At 36.5% G+C, this 22,426-nt stretch carries 25 protein-coding genes; 21 read left to right on the forward strand and 4 right to left on the reverse strand.

All coding sequences use genetic code 11. From position 1 onward, the window contains the following. Position 1: 1 nt before the first annotated feature. The 3 genes from fghA to ACFSTH_RS17420 all read left to right on the forward strand — a co-directional run bounded on the left by fghA (position 2) and on the right by ACFSTH_RS17420 (position 3,629). Positions 2 to 835, forward strand: coding sequence for an S-formylglutathione hydrolase (gene fghA, locus ACFSTH_RS17410; RefSeq protein ID WP_377775236.1), 834 nt, complete (start codon positions 2 to 4; stop codon positions 833 to 835). Positions 836 to 951: 116 nt separating this feature from the next. Then, positions 952 to 3,201 carry a bifunctional glutamate--cysteine ligase GshA/glutathione synthetase GshB gene (gene gshAB, locus ACFSTH_RS17415; RefSeq protein ID WP_377775304.1) on the forward strand — a complete coding sequence of 750 codons (2,250 nt, stop codon included), beginning with the start codon at positions 952 to 954 and terminating at the stop codon, positions 3,199 to 3,201. A 77-nt stretch (positions 3,202 to 3,278) separates the two neighbouring features. Then, entirely contained in the window at positions 3,279 to 3,629 is a 351-nt protein-coding gene (locus ACFSTH_RS17420; protein ID WP_377775238.1) for a thiol reductase thioredoxin, read from the forward strand. 259 nt (positions 3,630 to 3,888) lie between these two features. Here ACFSTH_RS17420 and ACFSTH_RS17425 read toward each other — a convergent pair whose 3' ends face one another. Next, on the reverse strand, positions 3,889 to 4,647 hold the full coding sequence (locus ACFSTH_RS17425; RefSeq protein ID WP_377775240.1) for an HAAS domain-containing protein: 759 nt from the start codon (positions 4,645 to 4,647) through the stop codon (positions 3,889 to 3,891). Beyond that, positions 4,637 to 4,984 carry a PadR family transcriptional regulator gene (locus tag ACFSTH_RS17430; protein ID WP_377775306.1) on the reverse strand — a complete coding sequence of 116 codons (348 nt, stop codon included), beginning with the start codon at positions 4,982 to 4,984 and terminating at the stop codon, positions 4,637 to 4,639. The genes ACFSTH_RS17425 and ACFSTH_RS17430 overlap by 11 nt, the downstream gene beginning before the upstream one ends. Positions 4,985 to 5,316: 332 nt before the next feature. Between ACFSTH_RS17430 and ACFSTH_RS17435 the strand changes: the two genes are divergently transcribed. From ACFSTH_RS17435 to ACFSTH_RS17460, 6 genes are all read left to right on the forward strand, one after another. Then, on the forward strand, positions 5,317 to 5,706 hold the full coding sequence (locus ACFSTH_RS17435; protein WP_377775242.1) for a DUF2089 domain-containing protein: 390 nt from the start codon (positions 5,317 to 5,319) through the stop codon (positions 5,704 to 5,706). After that, a complete protein-coding gene (locus ACFSTH_RS17440; RefSeq protein ID WP_377775244.1) occupies positions 5,699 to 6,130 on the forward strand; it encodes an SHOCT-like domain-containing protein in 432 nt (143 codons plus the stop codon). Before ACFSTH_RS17435 ends, ACFSTH_RS17440 begins: the two co-directional genes overlap by 8 nt. Before the next feature lie 3 nt (positions 6,131 to 6,133). Then, a complete protein-coding gene (locus ACFSTH_RS17445; protein WP_377775246.1) occupies positions 6,134 to 6,493 on the forward strand; it encodes a hypothetical protein in 360 nt (119 codons plus the stop codon). 21 nt (positions 6,494 to 6,514) lie between these two features. Further along, entirely contained in the window at positions 6,515 to 7,099 is a 585-nt protein-coding gene (locus ACFSTH_RS17450; RefSeq protein WP_377775248.1) for a YdcF family protein, read from the forward strand. A gap of 174 nt (positions 7,100 to 7,273) precedes the next feature. Further along, positions 7,274 to 7,759, forward strand: a complete 486-nt coding sequence (locus ACFSTH_RS17455) for an NUDIX hydrolase (protein WP_377775250.1) — start codon at positions 7,274 to 7,276, stop codon at positions 7,757 to 7,759. Positions 7,760 to 7,839: 80 nt separating this feature from the next. Next, the gene (locus ACFSTH_RS17460; RefSeq protein ID WP_377775252.1) at positions 7,840 to 9,063 is read left to right on the forward strand and encodes a hypothetical protein; all 1,224 of its coding nucleotides are present in this window, start codon (positions 7,840 to 7,842) and stop codon (positions 9,061 to 9,063) included. A 130-nt stretch (positions 9,064 to 9,193) separates the two neighbouring features. On the opposite strand, the gene ACFSTH_RS17465 is transcribed toward ACFSTH_RS17460, so the two are convergent. Both ACFSTH_RS17465 and ACFSTH_RS17470 read right to left on the reverse strand, forming a co-directional pair. Continuing rightward, positions 9,194 to 10,081 carry a dihydrodipicolinate synthase family protein gene (locus ACFSTH_RS17465; protein ID WP_377775308.1) on the reverse strand — a complete coding sequence of 296 codons (888 nt, stop codon included), beginning with the start codon at positions 10,079 to 10,081 and terminating at the stop codon, positions 9,194 to 9,196. A 152-nt stretch (positions 10,082 to 10,233) separates the two neighbouring features. Beyond that, positions 10,234 to 11,100: a DMT family transporter gene (locus ACFSTH_RS17470; protein ID WP_377775254.1), complete on the reverse strand. Its 867-nt coding sequence runs from the start codon at positions 11,098 to 11,100 to the stop codon at positions 10,234 to 10,236. A gap of 123 nt (positions 11,101 to 11,223) precedes the next feature. Between ACFSTH_RS17470 and ACFSTH_RS17475 the strand changes: the two genes are divergently transcribed. The 12 genes from ACFSTH_RS17475 to ACFSTH_RS17530 all read left to right on the forward strand — a co-directional run bounded on the left by ACFSTH_RS17475 (position 11,224) and on the right by ACFSTH_RS17530 (position 22,151). Next, positions 11,224 to 12,597: an aminotransferase-like domain-containing protein gene (locus ACFSTH_RS17475; RefSeq protein WP_377775256.1), complete on the forward strand. Its 1,374-nt coding sequence runs from the start codon at positions 11,224 to 11,226 to the stop codon at positions 12,595 to 12,597. A gap of 765 nt (positions 12,598 to 13,362) precedes the next feature. Further along, a complete protein-coding gene (locus ACFSTH_RS17480) occupies positions 13,363 to 13,986 on the forward strand; it encodes a hypothetical protein (RefSeq protein WP_377775258.1) in 624 nt (207 codons plus the stop codon). A gap of 177 nt (positions 13,987 to 14,163) precedes the next feature. Beyond that, on the forward strand, positions 14,164 to 14,862 hold the full coding sequence (locus ACFSTH_RS17485) for a GntR family transcriptional regulator (RefSeq protein ID WP_377775260.1): 699 nt from the start codon (positions 14,164 to 14,166) through the stop codon (positions 14,860 to 14,862). A 24-nt stretch (positions 14,863 to 14,886) separates the two neighbouring features. After that, a complete protein-coding gene (locus ACFSTH_RS17490) occupies positions 14,887 to 15,897 on the forward strand; it encodes a zinc-binding alcohol dehydrogenase family protein (RefSeq protein WP_377775262.1) in 1,011 nt (336 codons plus the stop codon). Between the two features lie 24 nt (positions 15,898 to 15,921). Next, positions 15,922 to 17,058: a mandelate racemase/muconate lactonizing enzyme family protein gene (locus tag ACFSTH_RS17495; protein WP_377775264.1), complete on the forward strand. Its 1,137-nt coding sequence runs from the start codon at positions 15,922 to 15,924 to the stop codon at positions 17,056 to 17,058. A 58-nt stretch (positions 17,059 to 17,116) separates the two neighbouring features. Then, entirely contained in the window at positions 17,117 to 17,965 is an 849-nt protein-coding gene (locus ACFSTH_RS17500) for an SDR family oxidoreductase (protein WP_377775266.1), read from the forward strand. A gap of 172 nt (positions 17,966 to 18,137) precedes the next feature. Further along, a complete protein-coding gene (locus ACFSTH_RS17505; protein ID WP_377775268.1) occupies positions 18,138 to 18,644 on the forward strand; it encodes a DUF2569 domain-containing protein in 507 nt (168 codons plus the stop codon). 68 nt (positions 18,645 to 18,712) lie between these two features. Then, a complete protein-coding gene (locus tag ACFSTH_RS17510; RefSeq protein WP_377775270.1) occupies positions 18,713 to 19,210 on the forward strand; it encodes an NUDIX hydrolase in 498 nt (165 codons plus the stop codon). An 87-nt stretch (positions 19,211 to 19,297) separates the two neighbouring features. Further along, positions 19,298 to 19,558, forward strand: coding sequence for a DUF2569 family protein (locus tag ACFSTH_RS17515; RefSeq protein WP_377775272.1), 261 nt, complete (start codon positions 19,298 to 19,300; stop codon positions 19,556 to 19,558). Between the two features lie 19 nt (positions 19,559 to 19,577). Continuing rightward, positions 19,578 to 20,165 carry a CDP-diacylglycerol--glycerol-3-phosphate 3-phosphatidyltransferase gene (pgsA, locus tag ACFSTH_RS17520; RefSeq protein WP_377775274.1) on the forward strand — a complete coding sequence of 196 codons (588 nt, stop codon included), beginning with the start codon at positions 19,578 to 19,580 and terminating at the stop codon, positions 20,163 to 20,165. Positions 20,166 to 20,265: 100 nt separating this feature from the next. Beyond that, complete coding sequence (locus ACFSTH_RS17525; RefSeq protein WP_377775276.1) at positions 20,266 to 21,279, forward strand: leucine-rich repeat domain-containing protein; 1,014 nt, start codon at positions 20,266 to 20,268, stop codon at positions 21,277 to 21,279. Between the two features lie 386 nt (positions 21,280 to 21,665). Further along, entirely contained in the window at positions 21,666 to 22,151 is a 486-nt protein-coding gene (locus ACFSTH_RS17530; protein ID WP_377775278.1) for an NUDIX domain-containing protein, read from the forward strand. Positions 22,152 to 22,426 lie beyond the last annotated feature (275 nt).

Raw genomic sequence — 22,426 nt, forward strand, 5'->3', positions numbered from 1 at the left:
AGTGAGTCTTAAACTTATTGAAAACCGTCGCTCTTTCGGTGGGGAACAAGTGAAATATACGCATTATTCAGAAGTTTTACAGTGTGAAATGACGTTTAGTATTTACTTACCATCCAATAAAGAACAGAAAAAAATCCCTCTTATTTGGTGGCTGTCTGGTTTAACATGTACAGATGATAATTTTAGTCAAAAAAGTGGGTTCCAAAGATTAGCAGAAAAACACCAAGTGGCTGTCATGATTCCAGATACTTCTCCGCGGGGAGAACATGTGGCTAACGATGATGCTTGGGATCTGGGACAAGGTGCAGGTTTCTATGTAAATGCGACACAAGATCCGTGGGCAAAGAACTTCAACATGTACTCGTATATAGTAGAAGAATTAGCAGCTATTGCGTTAACATTGGTACCTCATTTTTCAGGAAAAGAGAGTATAATGGGACACTCCATGGGAGGTCATGGCGCTCTTGTAACTGGTATGAAAAATGCGGAAAGATACAAAGCGATTTCTGCATTCTCCCCTATTTTAAATCCGATGAAAGTCCCATGGGGAATAAAAGCTTTCTCCGCTTATTTAGGTGAGGATAAAGCTTTATGGAAAGAATGGGATGCTTCAGAATTGATCAAAGAAGCTGGTATGCCGCCTATACTCATTACGCAAGGAACGGAAGATAATTTTTATCCAGAACAATTAGATGAAACGCAATTCTTAAATAATGTTCAGGAGAATAATCAAACCGTGCTTTATGAGAAAAAGGATGGTTATGACCATAGCTACTTCTTTATATCTTCATTTTTAGAGGACCATTTCTCTTTCCATATGAAGTACTTAAGCTAGTATGGAATAGAGAGAATGAGAATATCCACATTCAATTGCAATGTGGATGTTTTCGATTACTGTTTGGTGAAGGGGTGAATGAATTGGGAGTTATCGTTACAACGGATTTCAAAAAAATGTTAGCGAATGATCGTGTGAAAACGTATTTATTACAAGCACGTTATGGGATTGAAAAAGAAAGTCATCGCGTTGACTTAGCGGGAAATTTAGCTAAAACAGATCATCCTAAGAGTATTACGTTAAAAGATGATCATCCATATATACAACGAGATTTTGCAGAAACACAAATGGAATTAATTACACCTGTTACGGAGACAATAGAGGATCTGTTTCATTACTTAGCAGCGATACATGATGTTGCTTATCGTTCGATGGAAGATAATGAAATGCTATGGCCATTAAGCATGCCACCACAGTTACCAGAAAAAGAAGAAGACATTGTCATTGCGAAATTAGAAAATGTTGAAAATGTGCGCTATCGCCAATCATTAGCGGATTCTTATGGTCGGCGCAAACAAATGGTTAGCGGCATTCATTTTAACTTTGAATTCGGCGAAGAGTTGATTGAAGCACTATTAAGCTCACAATCGGAGCAAAAAAATTACCAACAATTTAAAACGGAAATTTATTTAAAGGTTGCAAGAAATTATTTACACTATCGCTGGTTTGTTACTTATTTTTATGGCGCATCTCCTAGAAGTGAAAAGAATTTTTTTAGGGAAGACTTTTTGCATGAGGCAGTAAGAAGTATTAGAAACAGTACATTTGGCTACACTAATTCGGATGATGTTGAAGTTTCATACAGCAGTATTCAGAACTATATATCAGATCTTTCTTTGATGGTTAAAAGAGGGCTTCTATCGGAAGAAAAGGAATTTTACGGAGCTGTTCGTTTAAGAGGCGGGCATCAAGTTGCAGATTTAGAAGATCATGGTGTGCAATATATCGAAATGCGCAATATCGATTTAAATCCTTTTGAAACATATGGCATTAGTTTTGAACAAGTAGAATTTCTCCATCTTTTCTTACTCTATTTACTTTGGAAAGATGAAGGTTATGATAGTGATGAATGGGTAAAAACAGGTGATTATTACAATGGGATAGTGGCACTTGAGCATCCATTAGCGCATACACAATTTGAAATAGAAGCTCAACAGATAATTGATGAGATGGAGCATTTAGCAGATACTTTAGATTTACCTGTTTCTGATACGTTATTCGTTCATCTGAGAGAAATGCTGTTAGATCCAAGTAAGACTTTAGCTGGAAGACTTTATAAAGAAAGCGAAAAAAGCAGTCAAGCTGAAGTAGCTAGGTCAATTGCTAAAGAAAACCATGAAAAATCATGGGCTAAACCATATCAACTAGCCGGTTTTACGGATATGGAGTTGTCCACTCAGATTGTCATGTTTGATGCGATTCAACAAGGTATACAAGTAGAAATTTTGGATCGACAAGATCAATTTTTGAAGTTAAAATTAAAAGAACATATCGAATATGTAAAAAATGGGAATATGACAAGCAGAGATAATTATGTATCCACTTTAATTATGGAAAATAAAACAGTAACAAAGAAAATTCTGCATCAACATGGATTTCATGTGCCTAAGGGAGAGGAATTTCAGTCAATCGAGCCGGCTTTACGTTCCTTTAATCTATTTTCTAGCAAACCTTTTGTTGTGAAGCCAAAAACGACTAACTATGGAATAGGAATATCGATCTTCAAAGAAGGCGCGGATTACGAAGATTATAAAAAAGCACTTACGCTAGCATTTAAAGAAGATTCATCTGTATTAATTGAAGAATTTATCAATGGAACGGAGTATCGTTTTTTTGTATTAAATGATAAAGTTCTTGCTGTTTTATTACGAGTACCTGCGAACATAAAAGGTGACGGTAAACATTCCATCCAAGCGTTAGTGGATCAAAAGAATCGTGATCCGTTAAGAGGAAGAGACCATCGGACTCCTTTAGAAATTATCGAATTAGGTGAGTTAGAGAATCTTATGCTGAAAACGCAAGGATATGAAATTGATTCGGTTCCAGCAGAGGGTGAAATCATCTATTTGCGTGAAAACTCTAATATTAGTACAGGTGGAGATTCGATTGATGTGACCGATCAAATTCCTGATGACTATAAAAAAATAGCAGTGGATGCGGTAGCTACACTCGGGGTAAAGATTTGTGGGATTGATTTGATCATTGAACATACAGAAGTTCCTGCAACTGATAAAAACGCATATGGAATTATTGAAGCGAACTTTAATCCATCGATGTATATGCATGTTTATCCATATAAAGGGCAGTCCAGGCGATTAACAAAGCATGTTATCGATTATTTATTTCCTGAACTTTTACAGAGCTAATATAATTAAAGTCAGTTAACAGTAGCACTAGTAAAAGCCGGAGCAGGGTTAAATTCATAGTAAAAGGGGTTTGACCAATGATTGCTATTTATGAAAAAGATGTAGTTGGTTTTGATAAGATTGATTCCGAAAAAGCACAGCAACTGGTAAAAGGAGACAGTGAAGCCGTTATCTATATTGGTAAGGCTGTATGTCCTTATTGTCAAAAATTCGTCAAAAAATTAAAAAAGGTTTCTGAAGAAACGAACACTCCCATCTATTATGTAAATAGTGTGGAAGAATCTGATATGAAAGGTATTGCGGCATTCCGTAATGAATACGATATTCCAACGGTTCCTGGTTTCATCTATACGAATGGTGACACCGTAAATGTGAAATGCGATTCATCCATGCCAGAAGAGGAAATCAAATCTTTTATGAATAAATAAATTATTTTTATAAAATAAATCATATTATTCAATTAAAGGGCGCAAATCCGTAACATATTAAAATATTGTTCAGACAATGGGTTTTACAAAACGTATCGTTTTAAATAGGTTATGGGAACTCCGAAAAGGAGTTCCTTGTTTATTTCCTTCCAACTTTTAAAATAAAATGTAATAGCTATAGGAAACAGCTCGTGGAACCTTGATTATAATAAGGATTTTGATCAAAGTTCCCCAATGTCTATTATCGAAGTATTCCTCTTCACTTACTCATTTCCAATTTAGACAATATCCAAAGGTACAGTGCAATACCACCAAAGGTTATAATCATGCTTACAATGAATTTTGTTTCATATTGCAGTGACGTTAAATTCAGTAAATAATCTGGCAATGTTAACAATGCTATTATAATGATTAGTGTCCATGTTTTTGCCCAAATAGATACGCCTATTATAAACAGGAACATAATTAGACCAATGATCAAGCTCGCTGTATTGCCAAAATAAATGACGGGAGTGTCAATGGCTTTATTTAGAAAGATTAAACCAACAAAAAGAGCGATTGGCAGTATCGCTAAACCAACTAATACCATTCCCTGTTTACTGATAGATTGACTAACTGTAGAAAGGTATTTAAATCCTGTGAAAACAGAGGCAATAAATACTATACCAATTAAAATATGCCCGAAAATCTCCAAGACAGAATAGGAAAGATTTCCTTTCAATAAATCAGGGAAAACCGTAAATGAAAATGAACCCAAAACAATGATACAAATGTATTTGAACCATGTTCGATAGTCAATGATCATTTCATTAGAAATCATTTTCATATACTCTTTCGGTGATTTACCAATGATTTTGTCGATAGATTTACCATTTTTTTCAGCTTCTGATAAATGGGTTTCTAACTCTCTTACAATATCATCGATTTCATCCGTGTTTTTACCACTTGAAAATAAGTATAGACGTAAATTTTCTAAGAAATCTTGGCTCTTTTTAGAAAGTTGTAATTCATTTTTCAATCATCTCATCTCCTTTTGTAAACTTTGTATCTGATTCATAATCTAATACTTTATTAACGTTGTTCTGTAGCGTAATCCAACGTTCCTCAAATTTTTTTAATTCCAGCTTACCTTTGGTTGTTAGTGAGTAATATTTTCTTTTTGGTCCTGCTGTTGAATTTTTTAATGTTGATGTAACTAATTCTTCCTTTTGCATCCGCATTAACAATGGATAAATTGTCCCTTCACTAAAGGACTCAAATCCATAATTGCCCAGTTTCTCCGCCAATTCATATCCATAGACTTCTTTGTTTTGTATAATTGCTAATAAACAGCCATCAATGATACCCTTTAACATTTGTGTTGATGACAAACCTCTCCCTCCTTTTCAGTAGCTTGCAATACAAGGTATATAGACATAAGATACCTTGTATTGCATGATAATGATACAATTTAGTATAACTTCATTAGTCTTGTAATGCAAGGTAAAGGTTGAAGAGAAATTCCGATTATTTTATATCATTATGTTAGTCAACGGACTATTATGGAATAGATGGAGGGTAGGTAGATTCGAAATTATAATGATTAACTAAATAATTAATTAATTGATATAATATTATAAAAAAATTAAAATATTTAATTTAAAAATTAATATTATTGATTTATAATTAAATAAGAAAGGAGTTGCTTATGAAGTATCCTATTCTTACACAATGTCCTGTATGTGACCATTCCCTTTATGCTATTAAGTTACAGTGTGGCCATTGTCATACGACAATTGAGAATAAATTTGAACTATCTAAGTTAGCACAACTCGCCCCGGAACAACTTGAATTTATCATTACATTTCTGGTGAGTAGAGGTAATATAAAAGAAGTGGAAAAAGAACTGGGTATATCTTATCCGACGGTGCGCGGTAAACTGAATGAAATTATTATAGCGCTTGGATATGAACCACAAAAGAAGCAAGTAACTGATGAAAGTAAAGTCATTTCTATGTTACAAAGCGGCAATATTACTGCAGATGAAGCTCTAGAAATGTTGAAAGACAATCAAGGAGGAAGAGAAGAAGATGAATGACGAGATTAGCAAAGTGCTGCATATGATGCAAGAAGGTAAAATTGACGCAGACAAGGCTGCGGAATTGATCACCATATTGCAGGAGAAACAATCAGATAGTCAAGTTCAAACTAGACAAACTACCAGGAATAGTGAATATGTTAACTATTCAACCCCGTCCACAGGGAATTATTTTGATAAAATGTTGAAAATACGCATCAATTCACAAGAAAATGATAATGTGAACATAAACTTACCAATTAAAATAGTAGCCGCTTTGCTTGGAGCCGGTCATAGTATAGCAGCGAGTATTCCGCAGGCTTCAAAATATGTGAAAGATATCGATATTGACTTACTAATTAATGCGATTGAAAATGAGCTTGAAGGGCAAATAGTTGACATTCGTTCTGGAGATTCTGATACGGTTAGTGTAGTCATTGAGTGATAGATGATGATTGTTAAAATAAAAAGTGAAGGACGTTCCTTTACCATCCCAGTTCCATATGTATTGTTACGTGTAGCTAGTCGAACAGCATTGTCAGGTTTAGCGCAGCGAATATTAAGAAGCTCCATCGCTAAACAATCTCTTTCTACTGCAACGGAAGAAGTGGTGTACGTTCCAAACGAACAAGATTTATTTCATACCAATAATAAAGTATATTGGATGGAACTAGTATTAACTATTTTGGAAAACCCTAGTACAAAACAAACTATCATGCAACTTTTGAAAGAGTTGCAGCGTTGTAAAGGTATAGTACTTGTTGATGTACAAACTGCTGACAGAACAGAAGTAAAAATTATTTCATAAAGGATGTGGAAAATAAAAATAGTGGTGCGATTGCAAATTAATTATATCAAACGAATACTAATTATTGGTGTAACATGCTTAGTACTGTGGCCGCTTATTCATTCTCTTGTTATTGTTATAGATGGATTAAATGATCAATTGAAACCGGTAGATGTAGCTGTAGTATTAGGGAATAAGGTGGAAATAACGGGACAACCCTCCAAGCGATTAAAAGCAAGATTAGATAGATCTGCTGAACTTTATGACAAAGGATATTATAATTACATCATTGTAAGTGGTGGTATTGGAAAAGAAGGCTTCGATGAAGCGAAGGTGATGAAAGATTATTTAATAGAAAAAGGGATAGCAGAAGCTAATATTATCGAGGATAACAATGGCTATAATTCCTATATGACCGCCCAAAACACTAGTGAAATTATGAAAAATTTAGATTTAGACTCAGTAATGATTATTACGCAATATTTTCATATATCTAGAACTGAATTAGCATTTAGAAAAATCGGTTTGAAAGATGTTTATTCCGCTCATGCCAAAATTTTTGAATTTAGAGATATTTACTCTATCATACGAGAGTTCCCAGCATATTATAAGTATCTCATGAAATAATAAAATAAATAAAGTGATAACTTTACCTGCGTTCAAATCGGATCGAATCAACTATTCGTCCAGGAATGTCAGGTCTTTCTGTTATATTAAAGCATGTAAGCTTATTAATATTCATTTGAAAAGTTCCATCGATATTATGTTAACGTTTTAATTTAGTGAATGGAGGAATATAAGATGCAAATGCCAGTACATATCGTTGCAGCAGGAGGTTTTGTAGAAAATGATCAAGGTGAAATCTTATTAGTGAAAATTCGTCGAAGTGGAGAGTGGGTTTTTCCTGGTGGACAAGTAGAGGTAGGGGAGAACTTAATGAATGGTTTAGTGAGAGAAATAAACGAAGAAAGTGGGATCGATGTAGAAGTATCCCATTTGATCGGGGTTTATTCTAACACAGCAACATATGAAGGACATAGTGGTGTAAAGATAATACCTACGAAGGTAATGTTTGATTTTGTATGCAAACCTGTCGGTGGAAAACTGACTACATCGGATGAAACAGCAGATAGTCGTTGGGTAAGTAAAAACAAAGTCCTTGACATGATATCAGCGCCTGCAATCCGCACACGTTATCAAGCGTATTTAGATTATAACGGAAGTGTTCAGTACATGGACTACATAACGAAACCACAATTTGCAATAAAGCTGAGCAGAAAAGTATAGTTTGAAAAAAGTTAAACAAATCAAACATTCTATTTTATTTTGCATCATGACAAAGTAATAAAGGAAGGTAGATGAAGTGAATGTCGCATAATAACCAATCTCATCCTCCTGTTGGTTCCATTAGCGAATGTGGACGATATCCGATCGATCTAACTGGACCTGACAGTCATATGCTTGTTATGAAGCCCGGTGTAGGTAGTCTTTCTATTGGACCGTCACGATTGGGTAAACAGGTAGATTTGCATGTGGAGGCTGATACACCGATTGATTGGACTGTATTCGAGCCTTTTGCTACTCCCGCCGGATCGCCTTGGCCACGTTTTTTATATTATACAGGTAACGACGATGGATTTTTCAACTGGGCTCGAGAGCGATCGATTGAAAATATGACGTGGGTTCCAGTCTTGCATACAGATGTCGTAGTGGATGCTAGCGAGTCGCAAGTTCGTGATTTACATATCAACATGGATCAGTCATCGGACAACAAATTGCATTTGAAGCTTCCCAAGCGACAGGGATCTAGCTATTTTCATTTGAAATTGTCAGGTGATCTAGCTCATTTTTCAGCCGAAGGTGATCTACCATCCTCTATAACGCTTGCACCTTCTACCAATCGCCGCATTAACGGTGTTCCGTTTTTATTGCCAGACTTAGGAAATTTACATCGTGTTACAAACTTGGCAATCCAAAACGAGCCATTAGCACAACCGATTTCGCTGGAATGTTTACGCCAGTTTCCAAATCTAACATCACTGCATTTATGGGGAAATTTCTGTGACTTGGACGTATTGACTGATCAAAGTCAGCTAATAAATTTAGAACTGCGCTTCATGGCTGATCTAACTAACATGCCCTCTTTAATTACCTTTCCATTACTAGATAGGTTTATCGCATACAACGTAGAAGAGAGTGGCGGCAAGCGTCTGCGGCAACAAATGAAAGCTCGGGAAAAGACTCATCCGTGGACCGGTTACGCTTCAGTGAGCCAACTCAGAAAGCCAGACTGGTGGAACACTGAATTTGGTCGACCGTTTTCATCTTGGTCTAAACGTCTAGCCAAGCTGGCTAACCAAGCATATGATGCTGCACAGGCAGAGATAGCGAAGGCTCGTAGTTTTGCTGATGCTAAAGCAGCTATTACTGCCTTTACCACACGCTTTAATACGGTCAAAGGCATCGAGACTACGGAACGTGAAGATTTAGCTGAAGCGGTATGGCAACTAAGTCAATCTCACCATCTAATTGGTGAGCCTATACTTGAGGAGATGGCTCAACAGTGGTTTGATGCAGTACGCGATTACTAAATAGCCCCCAGTAGACTAGCAAAAATGAATAATGAAAAAGCTTTTTATTGCTAAAACAAAAGCGATGCTACGGACGACAAAACAAAGTCCTGTTCTATCGCTGTTTTATTTTTCATACCTGTTAAAGAGTTTAATTGTCCAAAATAGGAAGCATAGTTTCCAATTCTAAACGAGCAGCCCCATTTAAGCTTTGCAGTGGTAAGGGAAGATTTGGAGTATCGGTTAGACCTAGCATTTCTGCTATTGTTGCAATTACACGTAGACTTCCATATTTAAGAAACATTTGCCAAAGAGGGGCAAGACGGTTAGATAGATTATCGGCTAACTCCGATTGTCCTGCTAAAGCCGCTCGTGCAATTTTCATACATATTTCCGGATATAAACCACCAAGGACAGAGTACCAAGCATCACATCCGGCATTTAGTCCCACTGCACCATAGGGATCACCACTTACCCCGATAGTTACATCACTGGGAAGGTAGGCACGTAATTGTTTCACTCTTTCTTTAGCAGCATCTATTTCCTTAGGAACTCCAGGTATCTTAATAGAACGGACTTGTTGTAAAGCAGCTATTTTACCATGTAATTCATCACTAAATTGAAAATGAGTTGTAGTGGGATTATCGTATACACACAAAGGTACAGATAGTGAACTAGCCACCATGTCATATAGTGAATACACTTCCATATCAGTTAATGGCTGATAGGAAACCGGTGAAAGAAGAACACCATGCGCTCCTAATTTTTGAGCGTCGTCTGCTAAATAGAGCACATCACGAGTTCGCAAGGCGCTGATTCCAATTACGATAGGAATTCCTTCACTATGTTCGACTGCAAGTTGCGTAATACGAAAACGTTCTTCACGACTGAGATAAACATAGGAACCAGTGGAGCCTAATACTGCGATGGAATTTACTTTTGCAGAGGTAATCCGTTTTAACAGACGTATAAAAGCTACTTCATCTACTCCCGTCTCATTCATAGGTGTTAATGGAAATGCAGACATTCCTGTAAACATCATATGGCACATCCTTTAATCATTCGTTTAAATATCTACTCGACTCCCTTATGTAATAGTTATAATTCTAAGCCAGAATCGTATTTTAGGAAAGATATAAATTTAGGTAGTTTTATAACGTCTGTTTAAAGATTGTTTGTGTGCAAACTCTCTTATTTGGAAGCGAAACGTTTTGCGAACATGACGCATAGAACAACGCCAATATTTACAATAAAGACTGGTAATCCAATAGATTCATGTAAAACAAGTGCCGAGAGCAACAAGCCAAAGAATGGCTGGAGAAGTTGCAATTGTCCGACCGCTGCTATGCCTCCCTGAGCAAGTCCGCGATACCAAAACACGAATCCGATAAACATACTAAATAGGGAGACGTATGCAAGACTCAAGAAAGATGAAACTTGAATACCGCCCCAAGATGCAGGCATCATATAGAAAGAGAGTATCAGCATGATGGGGAGTGAAATGAGTAGTGCCCAAGAGATAACTTGCCATCCACCGAGTCTCCGCGTTAGACGGGCGCCTTCGGCATAACCATATCCACAGACGATTATCGCAGCTAACATAAGTGCATCGCCATGCAGTGAAGATGTGGTTCCATTTGCTAAGGCAAAGCCTATTACAAGACAGCTTCCCAACGCAGAAAGTACCCAAAAAATCGGCTTAAGTCGTTCACCGCCTCGTAATACGCCAAAAATAGCTGTGGAAAGTGGCAATAGCCCTGTATAGATAACGGCATGCGCAGAAGTGACATATTGAAGAGCTATAGCTGTTAGCAGCGGAAACCCTACAACTACACAAAGTGCAACTAACGCAAGCGGAAAGATCTCGCTACGAATAGGAAATGGCTGTCTAAATATAAGAAGTAAACTTACTGCTACTATTCCAGCAATTGCTGCTCGACATACGGTGAGAAACAATGGATCGAAATCCATGACAGCTAGCCGTGTTGCTGGTAGAGATCCGCTGAAAATTAACATACCTAAAAATCCATTGATCCAACCATTTGTCGATTTCTTCATTCTGTGCATCACCCCGTATTTACTTTTGTACGATAGTATGTATTATAATAGTTACAGATATGGAAGTGTAGGTATTTAATATGCATCTGTATGGATACAGATTTCGATTTGCGAGGTGAGGTTATGACAAATAAAAAACAGAACATTATAAATAATATCCGAGCGGAAATCATTAATGGTCACGTTAAACCTGGTCAGAAATTACCCTCTATTCGAGAGCAAAGTCAAAAATTAGCCTGTAGTCTAAATACAATCATTAGCGCATATCAAGAACTAGAAAAGGAATATTTGATTTATTCACGCCCTAAAAGTGGCTACTTTGTTGTAGCACAGGAAGCAATATCACCTTTGATCCAAGAAAAACGAATTGATTTTACAGCAGCGGCACCTGATCCCTCCTCTATATTCCAAATGGACCTTCGACAATGTTTGAACAAAGCGATGGAACTATTTGAAGAGTCTATTTTTACGTATCCCGATCCGCAAGGGTTATTGTCGCTACGCCAGGAAATCGTGAAACTATTTCATAACCAACAAGTTTTTTCTTCTGAGCAGCAGGTATTTATTTTTTCAGGTGCCCAGCAGGCGCTTCATCTGCTTATTGGAATGCCTTTCCCTAATGCGAAAACGAATATATTAGTGGAACAACCAACCTACTGGGGAATGTTGGAATCGTTAAAAGCACAAAATCAAACCGTCATTGGAATCGAGCGAACACCTCATGGAATTGACTTGGCAGCATTAGAACGACATTTTCAAAGTAACATGATCAAGTTTTTTTATACGATACCGCGTTTCCATAACCCACTAGGCACATCCTATCAGCCAGAAGAAAAACAAAGAATTGCAGAACTTGCGCAAAAATACGATGTGTTTATTGTTGAAGATGATTATTTAGCGGAATTTGAAACTAACAATAAAGCGGACCCCATTTGGGCGTATAATGGCTCCAGTCATGTCATTTACCTTCGAAGCTTTTCAAAAATTATGTTACCTGGATTAAGACTTGCTGCGGCAACAGTACCCAATTCATTAGTACCTTCTCTCCAGCAGCATAAACGAGCAGCAGATTTAAGCACTTCTGTTCTATCGCAAGGGGTTTTAGAAATATTTTTGAATGCAGGAATGTATGAGCATCATGTCAAGAAAATGAAGGCTTTGTATCATCATCGAATGGTCAAATTAAAGGAAGTTTCAAGCCGATTATTGCCAATGGAGACTTTATATTCTATCCCGACAAGCGGAGGTCTTTTTTCTACGTTGCATCTTCCAAATATTCATACGGAGGAATTAATTAAGCGTTTAAGTACACGCGGGGTTGATGTATTACCAACCGATAAGCAATTTATTGCCTCTTTTCCAAAAATGAACTTGTTACGTATGAGCATTATGCGTACCGACGAACAGGATATTGAAGCGGGTATACACATCTTGGCAGAAGAATTAAAGCTTTCCAAACGGACAAGTAGTGCCTATAAGCCAGTTTTATGGATTTAAGAAAATAGAAGCTACCTATGAGGATAATAATATAGCATTTTTTTAAGTGATAGCATGGAAAAGATTATTTGAACCTTACTGTGGTATATTGACAAAATATTGGTTGTTCAGTAGTTTGTATATATAATAAAAATAAGGTTTAAGGAGAACTAAATTTATGAATTGTTCGTCCACAAAAAATAAGGAAACAATGGGATAGGCTTATGAAAATATAATGAGTTAGGGTGAATAATTTCGGAATGACAATTAAAAAGTCAATGTTAATTTTATGTTCTATATTATGCTGTTGGATGTATTGGATTATCATTTATATTGGTTTGGATTACATAACGTTTGAGATGTCTATAAGTATAATGGGTTTAGGCACTGTTAAAGCAGTTAATAATATGTTTTTGGTTAGTATTGTTCTGAGCTTATTAATTGCGCAAGTTTTAACGATCATTCAATACAAATTATTTACTAAAAAAGATAATTATAGGAATTTAATTAGTGCGATACAGTTAATTGTGATTGTATTATTTATATATTTGATGAACAGCACGAATGCACCAATACCATTTATTAAGAATTGGAATATTTCAATATTTTAGTTCTGAAAGATATAATCTTGCTTCTATATTTGTCTGAGTGATTATTAATATTTTCCCATTGTCCTACAATTCAAGTACCAGTTAAACAGATACATTTTTAGTGTCTTTTCATTGTGCAGACAATAAAGCACCGTGATGTATAAATGGAATAATATGACGAAAAGGGCGGATAGGTTTGAGAGAACGAACTCAGATTTTAGTATGTAGTTTTTTATTAATTATAGTAATAGTAGTAGCTAGTTTTTGGGGATATAGCAGAATGGAAGCCCACATTGCAAGGAGTAATGCTGAAACTGCAGATGTTATGGAAGTATTAACTTATGCTCCTACATTAGGAGACGGATCGAATGTAGACGATGCTGATTATCCTTATGAAGTCGTTGATGCGGATAAGTTTGATGTGAAAATTCCACTAGATCTCGCAGAACAATCGATTATGTCAAGTAGTGGTAATGAAATTACTACATTAATTGAATTAAAAGGTTTAGATAATGGTACGACGTCTGGAGTTATTGCTTTTTATCAATTAGCAGATGGAGAACATGAAGTGATCGTATCGCAAACGATAAACACTTTAGGAGATGTAAGGCAAGCTGTTCACGAATTGTATACATATCAAGGTACTGTTGATTCTTATCAAATAAAAGAATACGACAAATATATCATTTTAATAGAAGATAGTGTTACAAGAAAGCAGATACATATGATTACTGACGATGACATCTTCACAGTTGCATCACCAGGCATACTTGATTTGGAGTTATTACAATTGGTAGCAAATAAAATAGTCATCGATTAATGGATAGAGAAGCAGGTGTATGCTCATAACTTGCTTCTTTCTTATGTGCTATATATTTATCTATAGTTAGGGTGATGGTTACTAACTTATAACTCATAAAACAATTGTAATTATACCGGTATACCGGTATAATACAAACAAGTAAAATAATTTTAACAACTATTTAAGGAGGCCATTGTGACTTTAAAAAATGTTTCCATTAAAAGAAATACGTTGGGTGAAAAAGCATATCTATCGATTCGTGACGAAATTATCTCCTTACGTATGACTCCTGGGGAGATGATCTATGAGCCTGATTTAGCGGAGAAATTAGGAGTAAGTCGTACGCCAGTCCGTGAAGCTTTTTCCATGCTAGCCAAAGAAGAACTAATTGAAATCCTTCCTAGTCGTGGAGCGCGTGTTGCATTTATTTCGGAGCAAAAAGTAAATGAAGCTCAAGTTGTTCGTGAGACTTTAGAAGTGAAGGCATTTACAGATGTGGCTAAAATTTGGGATAAAGAACTAGATCAGTTTAAACGAGCGGAAAGTAAGATTTTGGATATCATTCAATTTCAAAAAGAAGCAGCAGCGAAAAAAGACTACATTCGTTTTGTTCATTTGGATGAAGATTTTCATAATGCTGTACTCGAGCAAGCAGGAAATCAAACGTTATTATCGGTTGTCTATCAGATGAGAGGTCATCTAAATAGAATGCGATACTTAGAATTGGAAGAAGCACAGCATGCGCAGCAAGCGATTTTACAACATGAGAAGTTGTTCCAAGCCTTGCAAGATAATCATGTTACCGAAATAGAGCGTTTACTACTTGACCACCTTCGTGTACTAGAGCTTATTCGACCAGAGATTATGAAAAAATATAGTCATTATGTTAAATAAATGAATGGTGGGGTGTCGTGTAATATGAAATCAATCATTTGTGAACAACCTAATTTGTTTCGTACTGAGGAAGTGGAGATGCCTATCCCTAAAGCGACTGAAGCGTTGATTAGAGTGAGACGCATCGGGGTATGCGGAACAGACTTACATGCCTATAGAGGAAAGCAGCCATTTTTTAGTTATCCAAGGATTTTGGGACATGAGATTGCAGGAGAAATTGTTCAAATCGAAGAGGACTCGGAACTACGTATAGGAGATCAAGTTGCAGTGATACCTTATATCTCATGCGGTACATGTATTGCCTGCCGAAAAGGTAAGGAAAATAGTTGCGTCAGTTTGCAAGTATTAGGGGTTCATATCGATGGAGGCATGCGGGAATACATGAAGGTTCCCAAAAAACAGCTCATCAAGACGGAATCATTAACACTAGATCAGATTGCAATGGTCGAGCCTTTCAGTATCGGATTACATGCGGTTAACCGTGGACAAGTGCAATCTGGAGAAAATGTATTAGTTATAGGAGCGGGACCTATTGGATTATCTGTGATGAAGTTCGCCAAGCTGGCTGGAGCAAGAGTTATTGCTATGGATCTGAATCTCTCTCGTCTTGCATTTTGCAAAAGTTGGGCTAGTGTTGATGAGATTATCGAAGCTTCATCTGATGTGATGAATCGATTGGCTGAGCTTACGGATGGGGAGTTTCCAACAACGGTTATTGATGCGACAGGGCATGCGCCATCGATGATGAATACGATTGGGTATGCAGCTGCTGGAGGGAAAGTGGTCTTTGTTAGTTTGGTACAAGCGGATATTACTTTTCATGACCCCGAATTTCATAAGAAAGAACTGACACTTCTGGGCAGTCGTGCGGCTACTCGTGAGGAGTTTGCTTATGTTATTGATTGTATGCAGGATGGGCAAATAGACATCACACCCTACATTACCCACCGAGCTACTTTGGATGAAATGACAAATGAGTTTGAAAACTGGCTAGATCCTAAAAATGGTGTGATAAAAGCGGTTATTACATTATAAAAAAGACAAATAGGAGAGATCAATGTGAAAATAGAACACGTAGTCACCAATGCTTATCGTATGCCGCCTAGTTCGCCTTGGGAAGATGCGACGAATAAAGTGCAAGGGCTTGAATTTATCGTTGTAGAACTTCATACAGATAATGGTTTAGTAGGTACAGGAATCAGTTATACCGTCGATATCGGCGGAACAGTCATCAAAACGCTAATCGAAGATTATTTGGCAAACCTCGTTATTGGAATGAATCCGCTTCATTATGAGGAAATATGGAACAAATTGCAAAGACAGTCCAGAAGGCTTGGCTTAGGTGTTAATTCGATGGCAATTGCTGCTATTGATATAGCGGTTTGGGATCTGATGGGTAAGCACTATAATCAACCGATTTATAAATTGTTGGGGGGCGCACGTGAACAGATTTCATCCTATATTAGTGAAATTAATTTGAGTAGTACCGATACAGTAGATGGTTTGCTTTCGCGTGTAGGCGGTTACATAGAACAAGGCTATCAAAATGTTAAAATCAAAATTGGAAAAGAAGATATAGAAGAGGATATCGAACGTATCATGAAGGTTCAAGAGCTTCTTGGAAAAAGGGGAAACGTATTCGTTGACTTAAACCAAAAGTGGGGTGCAGCAGAGGCATTGCAGAAATGCGGAATGCTTGATCGTCTGAACCTCGGATGGATTGAAGAACCAATGCTCTATCAAGATATCCAAAGCCACCGTAATTTAAAGAAAGCAATAAAAACGCCGATTGCACTTGGTGAAAGTATGTACAGTAGGTTCCAATTTTTAGAGTATCTCAAAGCAGATGCAGTAGACTATGTGCAAGCGGATGTGGCATTTGTCGGAGGGATTACGGAATGGCATAAAATTGCTCATCTAGCAGACGCATTCGGCAAACTTGTTGCGCCACACTTTATGATGGAATTATCATTGCAATTGCTATGTGGTGTACAAAATAGCTTTATGCTTGAAAATGTAGTCGGTGGTTCGCTTACTGAACTAGGATTATTAGAAGTTCCTATTACAGTAAACAACGGTATTGGTATCCCGTCACAACTGCCAGGACACGGGATTATTTTCAATACATCTGCATTGGCGCCATATCAACTTGATTCTTCCACCATTCGAGATATTTTCGTTGGGGGTAGCAAGTAATAAACTTTAAATAAAGTAGTAAATGAAAGATGCGATGTTACATAAGGAGTTGATAATAATGAGTACTACCTACGATCATCTTAAGGGAAGGACTGCGGTCATAACTGGAGGAAGTGGGGTTCTATGTCAAGCGATGGCGAAAGAGCTAGCGCGATACGGGGTGAACATCGTTATTTTAAATCGGACGGAAGAAAAAGGTCAGAAGGTTGCAAAAGAAATTGAAAAATTTGGAGTTAAAGCGATAGCCATTGCATGTAATGTAGTCGATTTGGAAAGTGTAAAGAGAGCAGAGCAGCAAGTGCTTGCTACATTTGGTTCTTGTGACATTCTTATTAATGGCGCAGGTGGTGGACATCCCGGAGGTAATACAACCAATGAAAAACTTAAGTTGGGGGATATCGGTAACCCTGATATTTCAACATTATTTGATATGACAGTGGATGGTTTTGGTGATGTGTTAGATCTGAATGTACTTGGGACTTGGATACCTACGCAAATATTCAGTAAACATATGATTAATCGAACAGGAGCAACAATCATTAATATTTCTTCGATGGCAGCTCCACGTCCAGCCACAAAGGTTCCAGCGTATAGCGCTGCCAAAGCGGCAATCGATAATATAACGAAGTGGTTAGCTGTCTACCTATCTGAAGCAGGAATTCGAGTCAATGCAATTGCCCCAGGTTTTTTCCTAACGGAACAAAACAAGAATCTGCTAGTGGAGGCAGACGGTTCTCTTACCGAACGTTCTCAGAAAATTATTGCCCATACACCGATGGGAAGATTCGGAAATCCAGAAGAACTTATCGGTACGTTAATGTGGTTGGTTAATGAACAAACGTCCGGATTTGTAACTGGTATAACGGTACCTATAGATGGTGGATTTATGGCATATTCGGGTGTATAGAACTATATTCTCAAGTGCAAGTTTGGTGGAAATACTAGCCATACGTGCACTTTTTTAATTTAAAGAATGAATTAGATACTGATAAAATTATATAATTCCATAAAAACTAATATTTGTTATAATGTATTAAGCTACATGAAGTTTATAAAAAAATTAAAAGGAAGTGCAACATTTGGAGCCAAACATTAATGAAATAAGAAATGATAATGTAAGACTTGGTGTATCGGGATTAGGAGGATGGTTAGTATTAATTCAAATCGGACTGATTCTTACACTGATCCAATTATTAAATCAAATCATAACGGTCGATTTAACTATTTTCACAGATGGAACATGGCAGTTATTAACCTCAAAAGGCTCAGATTTCTATGACCCATTATGGAAGCCGACGCTTATTTTTGAAACCGTTTATAACATTTTATTCTCTATCTTCACTTTATTTATATTAGTTCAATTTTACAGAAAAAAAGGTATAATTCCACGATTGATGATTGTATTTTATTCGCTAAGTCTACTTGTTGGTATTTTTGATTACATAATGTTGCAGCAGATCCCACTTGCCAAGGAACTAGAAGATGGAAGCTCGATAAGGGATATAATTAAATCAGCGATTACCTGCTTAATATGGATACTCTATTTTCTGAGATCTGAACGAGTAAAGAATACTTTTATACAATAATTCAATTAAAATAACGCTCAGTAAACATGTTGATGGTGAGTAAGTTTATTGAAAGGATGATTGTTCTAGTGGAACAGAATAATACTATATTTCAGAGACATATGGGGGTTTATGGAATCAGCATATCAGATAGATGTTTACTAGTAATCAAAAAAATATTAGGACCATATACAGGCAAGTATGATTTACCCGGTGGGCGATTGGAAGGGGGGGAATCTTTAGAAAAAGCGACTATCCGGGAAGTTCATGAAGAAACAGGGTATTCAGTAGAAAAAATGGAGCATATTGGTGTCTGTGATTTTTTCATTAATTGGGTAATGCAAGATAATACGATAGAACATGTGCATCACATTGCCATCTTGTATGAAGTGAAGATTGATTCGGAAGAACCAAGTCATATGATTGAAAAATTTGAAGGACAAGATTCAGGTGGGGCTATTTGGATACCACTTCATGAGCTGACTCCGAAAAATTCATCACCTTTGGTATTGCAAGCTATTGAATGGATAAATACAAGAACCTTGCAATTGAGAGCTGCTACTTTTGATTATAGTTTATTAGACTAAATAAATTCAAATTGGTCTTTATTCTACTCTTATCAATATTACGTTTCAAATATTAAAGCATGAAATATACTTTTTTACAGATGAAATTTGGCAGTTATTTTCAGTATATTTATTTTAGTTCAATTTAATAGAAAAAAAATGATCGTTCCTCGATTAATGATAATATTTTTCTCGCTAAATCTATTTATTTGTATTTTTGATTACATAATGTTACAGCAGTTTGCTTTTGCCGAGGAATCAGAAGTTCGAAGCTTCACATGGGATATAATCAGATCAGCGATTATGTGTTTAATATGGATACCTTATTTTCTTAGATGCAAACGAGTAAAGAATACGTTTGTTAAATAATGTAAAAGGAAGTGAATATATGAATATGGCAAATAAGATTACTATTTTGAGGATTTTATTAATACCTTTAATTATCGTATTGCTCCAACCATATCCTCCATGGATAGTAATTGAAATCCCTTTTTTTGGGCATTTGAATGAGTGGGGTATTTACTATGGTGCATTTCTTTTTTTACTGACTGCAGCAACTGATAAACTAGATGGTTATATTGCAAGAAAATACAAAATAGAAACAAACTTAGGTAAATTACTAGATCCACTAGCAGACAAGCTACTTGTGTTAGTGACTTTAATTATGTTAGTCAATTTACATATGATTCAAAGCTGGGTAGTTACTATTATTATCAGCAGAGAAATTATCGTAACTGCACTTCGATTGGTAGCAACAACTAAAGGTGTAGTTCTGGCAGCAGATAATTATGGCAAATTAAAAATGGTTTTTCAAGTTATTGCAATAACTTCTTTATTACTCAATAACTACCCGTTCGCATTAGTAACTGACCTTCGAATTGATCATATGCTAATGTTTATAGCTATATTACTAACTTTATATTCTGGTTTTAACTACATAAAAACGAACTACAGAAAGTTACAATTAAATGTGTGATAGCACTTTCGTGGGAAGAAGACTGCAAGTAACTCTATATTCACATAGAGCTTAATTAGTATCCTAACAATTACTTTGAATGGAATTGGGGGCTTTTGGGATGAGAATGTATAAGGAACCTAGAGGCGAAGCTTATGAGCTAGTAATAGATTTGGCGATATGGAACTCGGAATGTTTTGTACTTAAGGTGAAAATACCGACGAATGCGTTACGGGTTCATTACATAAGTGTACTGGAAGCGTTGAAACCTTATCAGGTAGAGACAATTGTAGTTCAAGGCAATAATAAAGGTGAATTAACGCAAAATAGAAGTACTTATCATAGTGATGGCTTTTATAGCGTAGGAACCTACTTTTTATATAGATGTTGTGAAGAAAGTGGGAACATACTGAAGAAGATGGCCAAAAACCTATCGGATTGGATTTATCCTAATCTGCCTGAAGACTTATGCTTCTTAAAAGAAGGTGGCGGATACTACCTATACTCTGTTGTGCATGAACAAATGTATGGTATTGATGTAACGGAAGCAGTAGCAATCGAATTGATGGATCAAAATACTGGTCTTTTTTTGGAGTTAGAATCCCATCGAGATCTAGATTGTCTGTTGGATGATGCGATTAAACAAAAAGCTGATCGGTTGAATATAAGTGGATATAGGCTGACGGAATTACCTGAGCGAATTCGAGAGCTGACTGAGCTACGCGATTTACACATTTTTGAACAGGATATTTATCGGTTTCCCGAATGGCTGTTTGATTTAAGTAAGCTGGAACTTTTGGAAATTTACACAGCAGATTTAGAGTCTATTCCTGCATCGATTGGCAAACTGAAGAAATTGAAACAGCTTTATATCCATTGTGGGAGCTTGGATCGACCTACTTCAGAATTTCAACTCAAGCCGAAGGAAGAGATTAGCTTAAACTGTATTCCGCCTGAGATTGGAGAGTTAGAACAATTGGAGCAGCTAACAATTCAATACACCTCGATTCATGAGCTACCGCCAGAGCTAGAAAAGCTTAAGAACTTGCGCGGGTTGAGTTTGGAAGCATGTATGATCAAGCAGAAGCCGGAATTTCTAAATCGTATGAAAAAACTGAGATATATTAGTTTGTGAAGGATTGAACTAGAAGAGGATTGATATGAAATTTAAACGATTTAGAGTTTTTACTCTAATTTTATTAGTTATCCCTTTAATAATTGGATATCAAAGTAAACAAACTTTATATGATACGAATGCAGATAATGATATCGCTAATTATGAAAATGAAGAATCGTGTAATCAAATATCTAGATGAAAGTTTTCAAAAGACAGTATGGGTACAGGCAGTTGAGGTTTATCATGATGATCCAACGTGCTTTTTAGAAGGTCAGAGAATTTATTTTTTTACTAAGGAATCAGATGAATGGAAATGGATTGCACGAACGGAATGGAGCTTATAGGGGGGGACATTGATTTGTACTAGAGTAGAATGCAATATTTCTAATGGGATGTGATGGAGGATGGAAAAGATAAGACTTCGCGCTTGTGCATTAATCATTGCAAACGACGCAATCTTACTAATTGAGTTCAAAAATGATAATGGTGTTGGCGTACATTACAATCTTCCAGCAGGTGGTCTTGAACCGGGTGAGACATTGGTTGAAGCTGTACAACGAGAAGCAAAAGAAGAGGCTTGTGTCGAGGTAGAGGTTGGTCCTGTTGCTTTTGGTTATGAATATCAACCAACGAAAAATAACTTTATTTATGGAGATACTCATTCGGTGGGTGTCACATTTGAATGTAAGTTGAAACAAGGATCTCATCCCAAACTTCCTGAAAATCCAGATCCTTATCAGATTGGTGTCAAATGGATCCCTATTTCGGAGTTATTTTCTATTCAACTATATCCTGAGATCAATAAGGATATTGTTGATTACTATCGTGATGAAAACTACCGCAATTATGTTGAGGAACATGAAATTCAACGGAGTAAGTTGTTGCATTAACGGATACGATTAAGAAAATTATTACACATTGCCTCAAATTGGCTTGATCTTGCGCATCACAGACATCAAGACAGTAGCCTTCATCCCCGGCTTGAATCATTCATGTAGGGGATGAAGGCTATTTGAAATATAGTGGGGGCATGGAGATGTTGTCGAAGGAGAAGACCTATTAATTGTTTAAATAACTTAGAAAATAGTCAGTACAAAAACTGCGCATTGCAATATATTTACTTGTTGAAAGTAGACTCGATTCTAGCGGTGGATAATCGATTATG

Origin of the sequence: Paenibacillus yanchengensis (genome assembly GCF_042684845.1) — a bacterium.
Classification (GTDB): Bacteria; Bacillota; Bacilli; order Paenibacillales; family Paenibacillaceae; genus Pristimantibacillus; species Pristimantibacillus yanchengensis.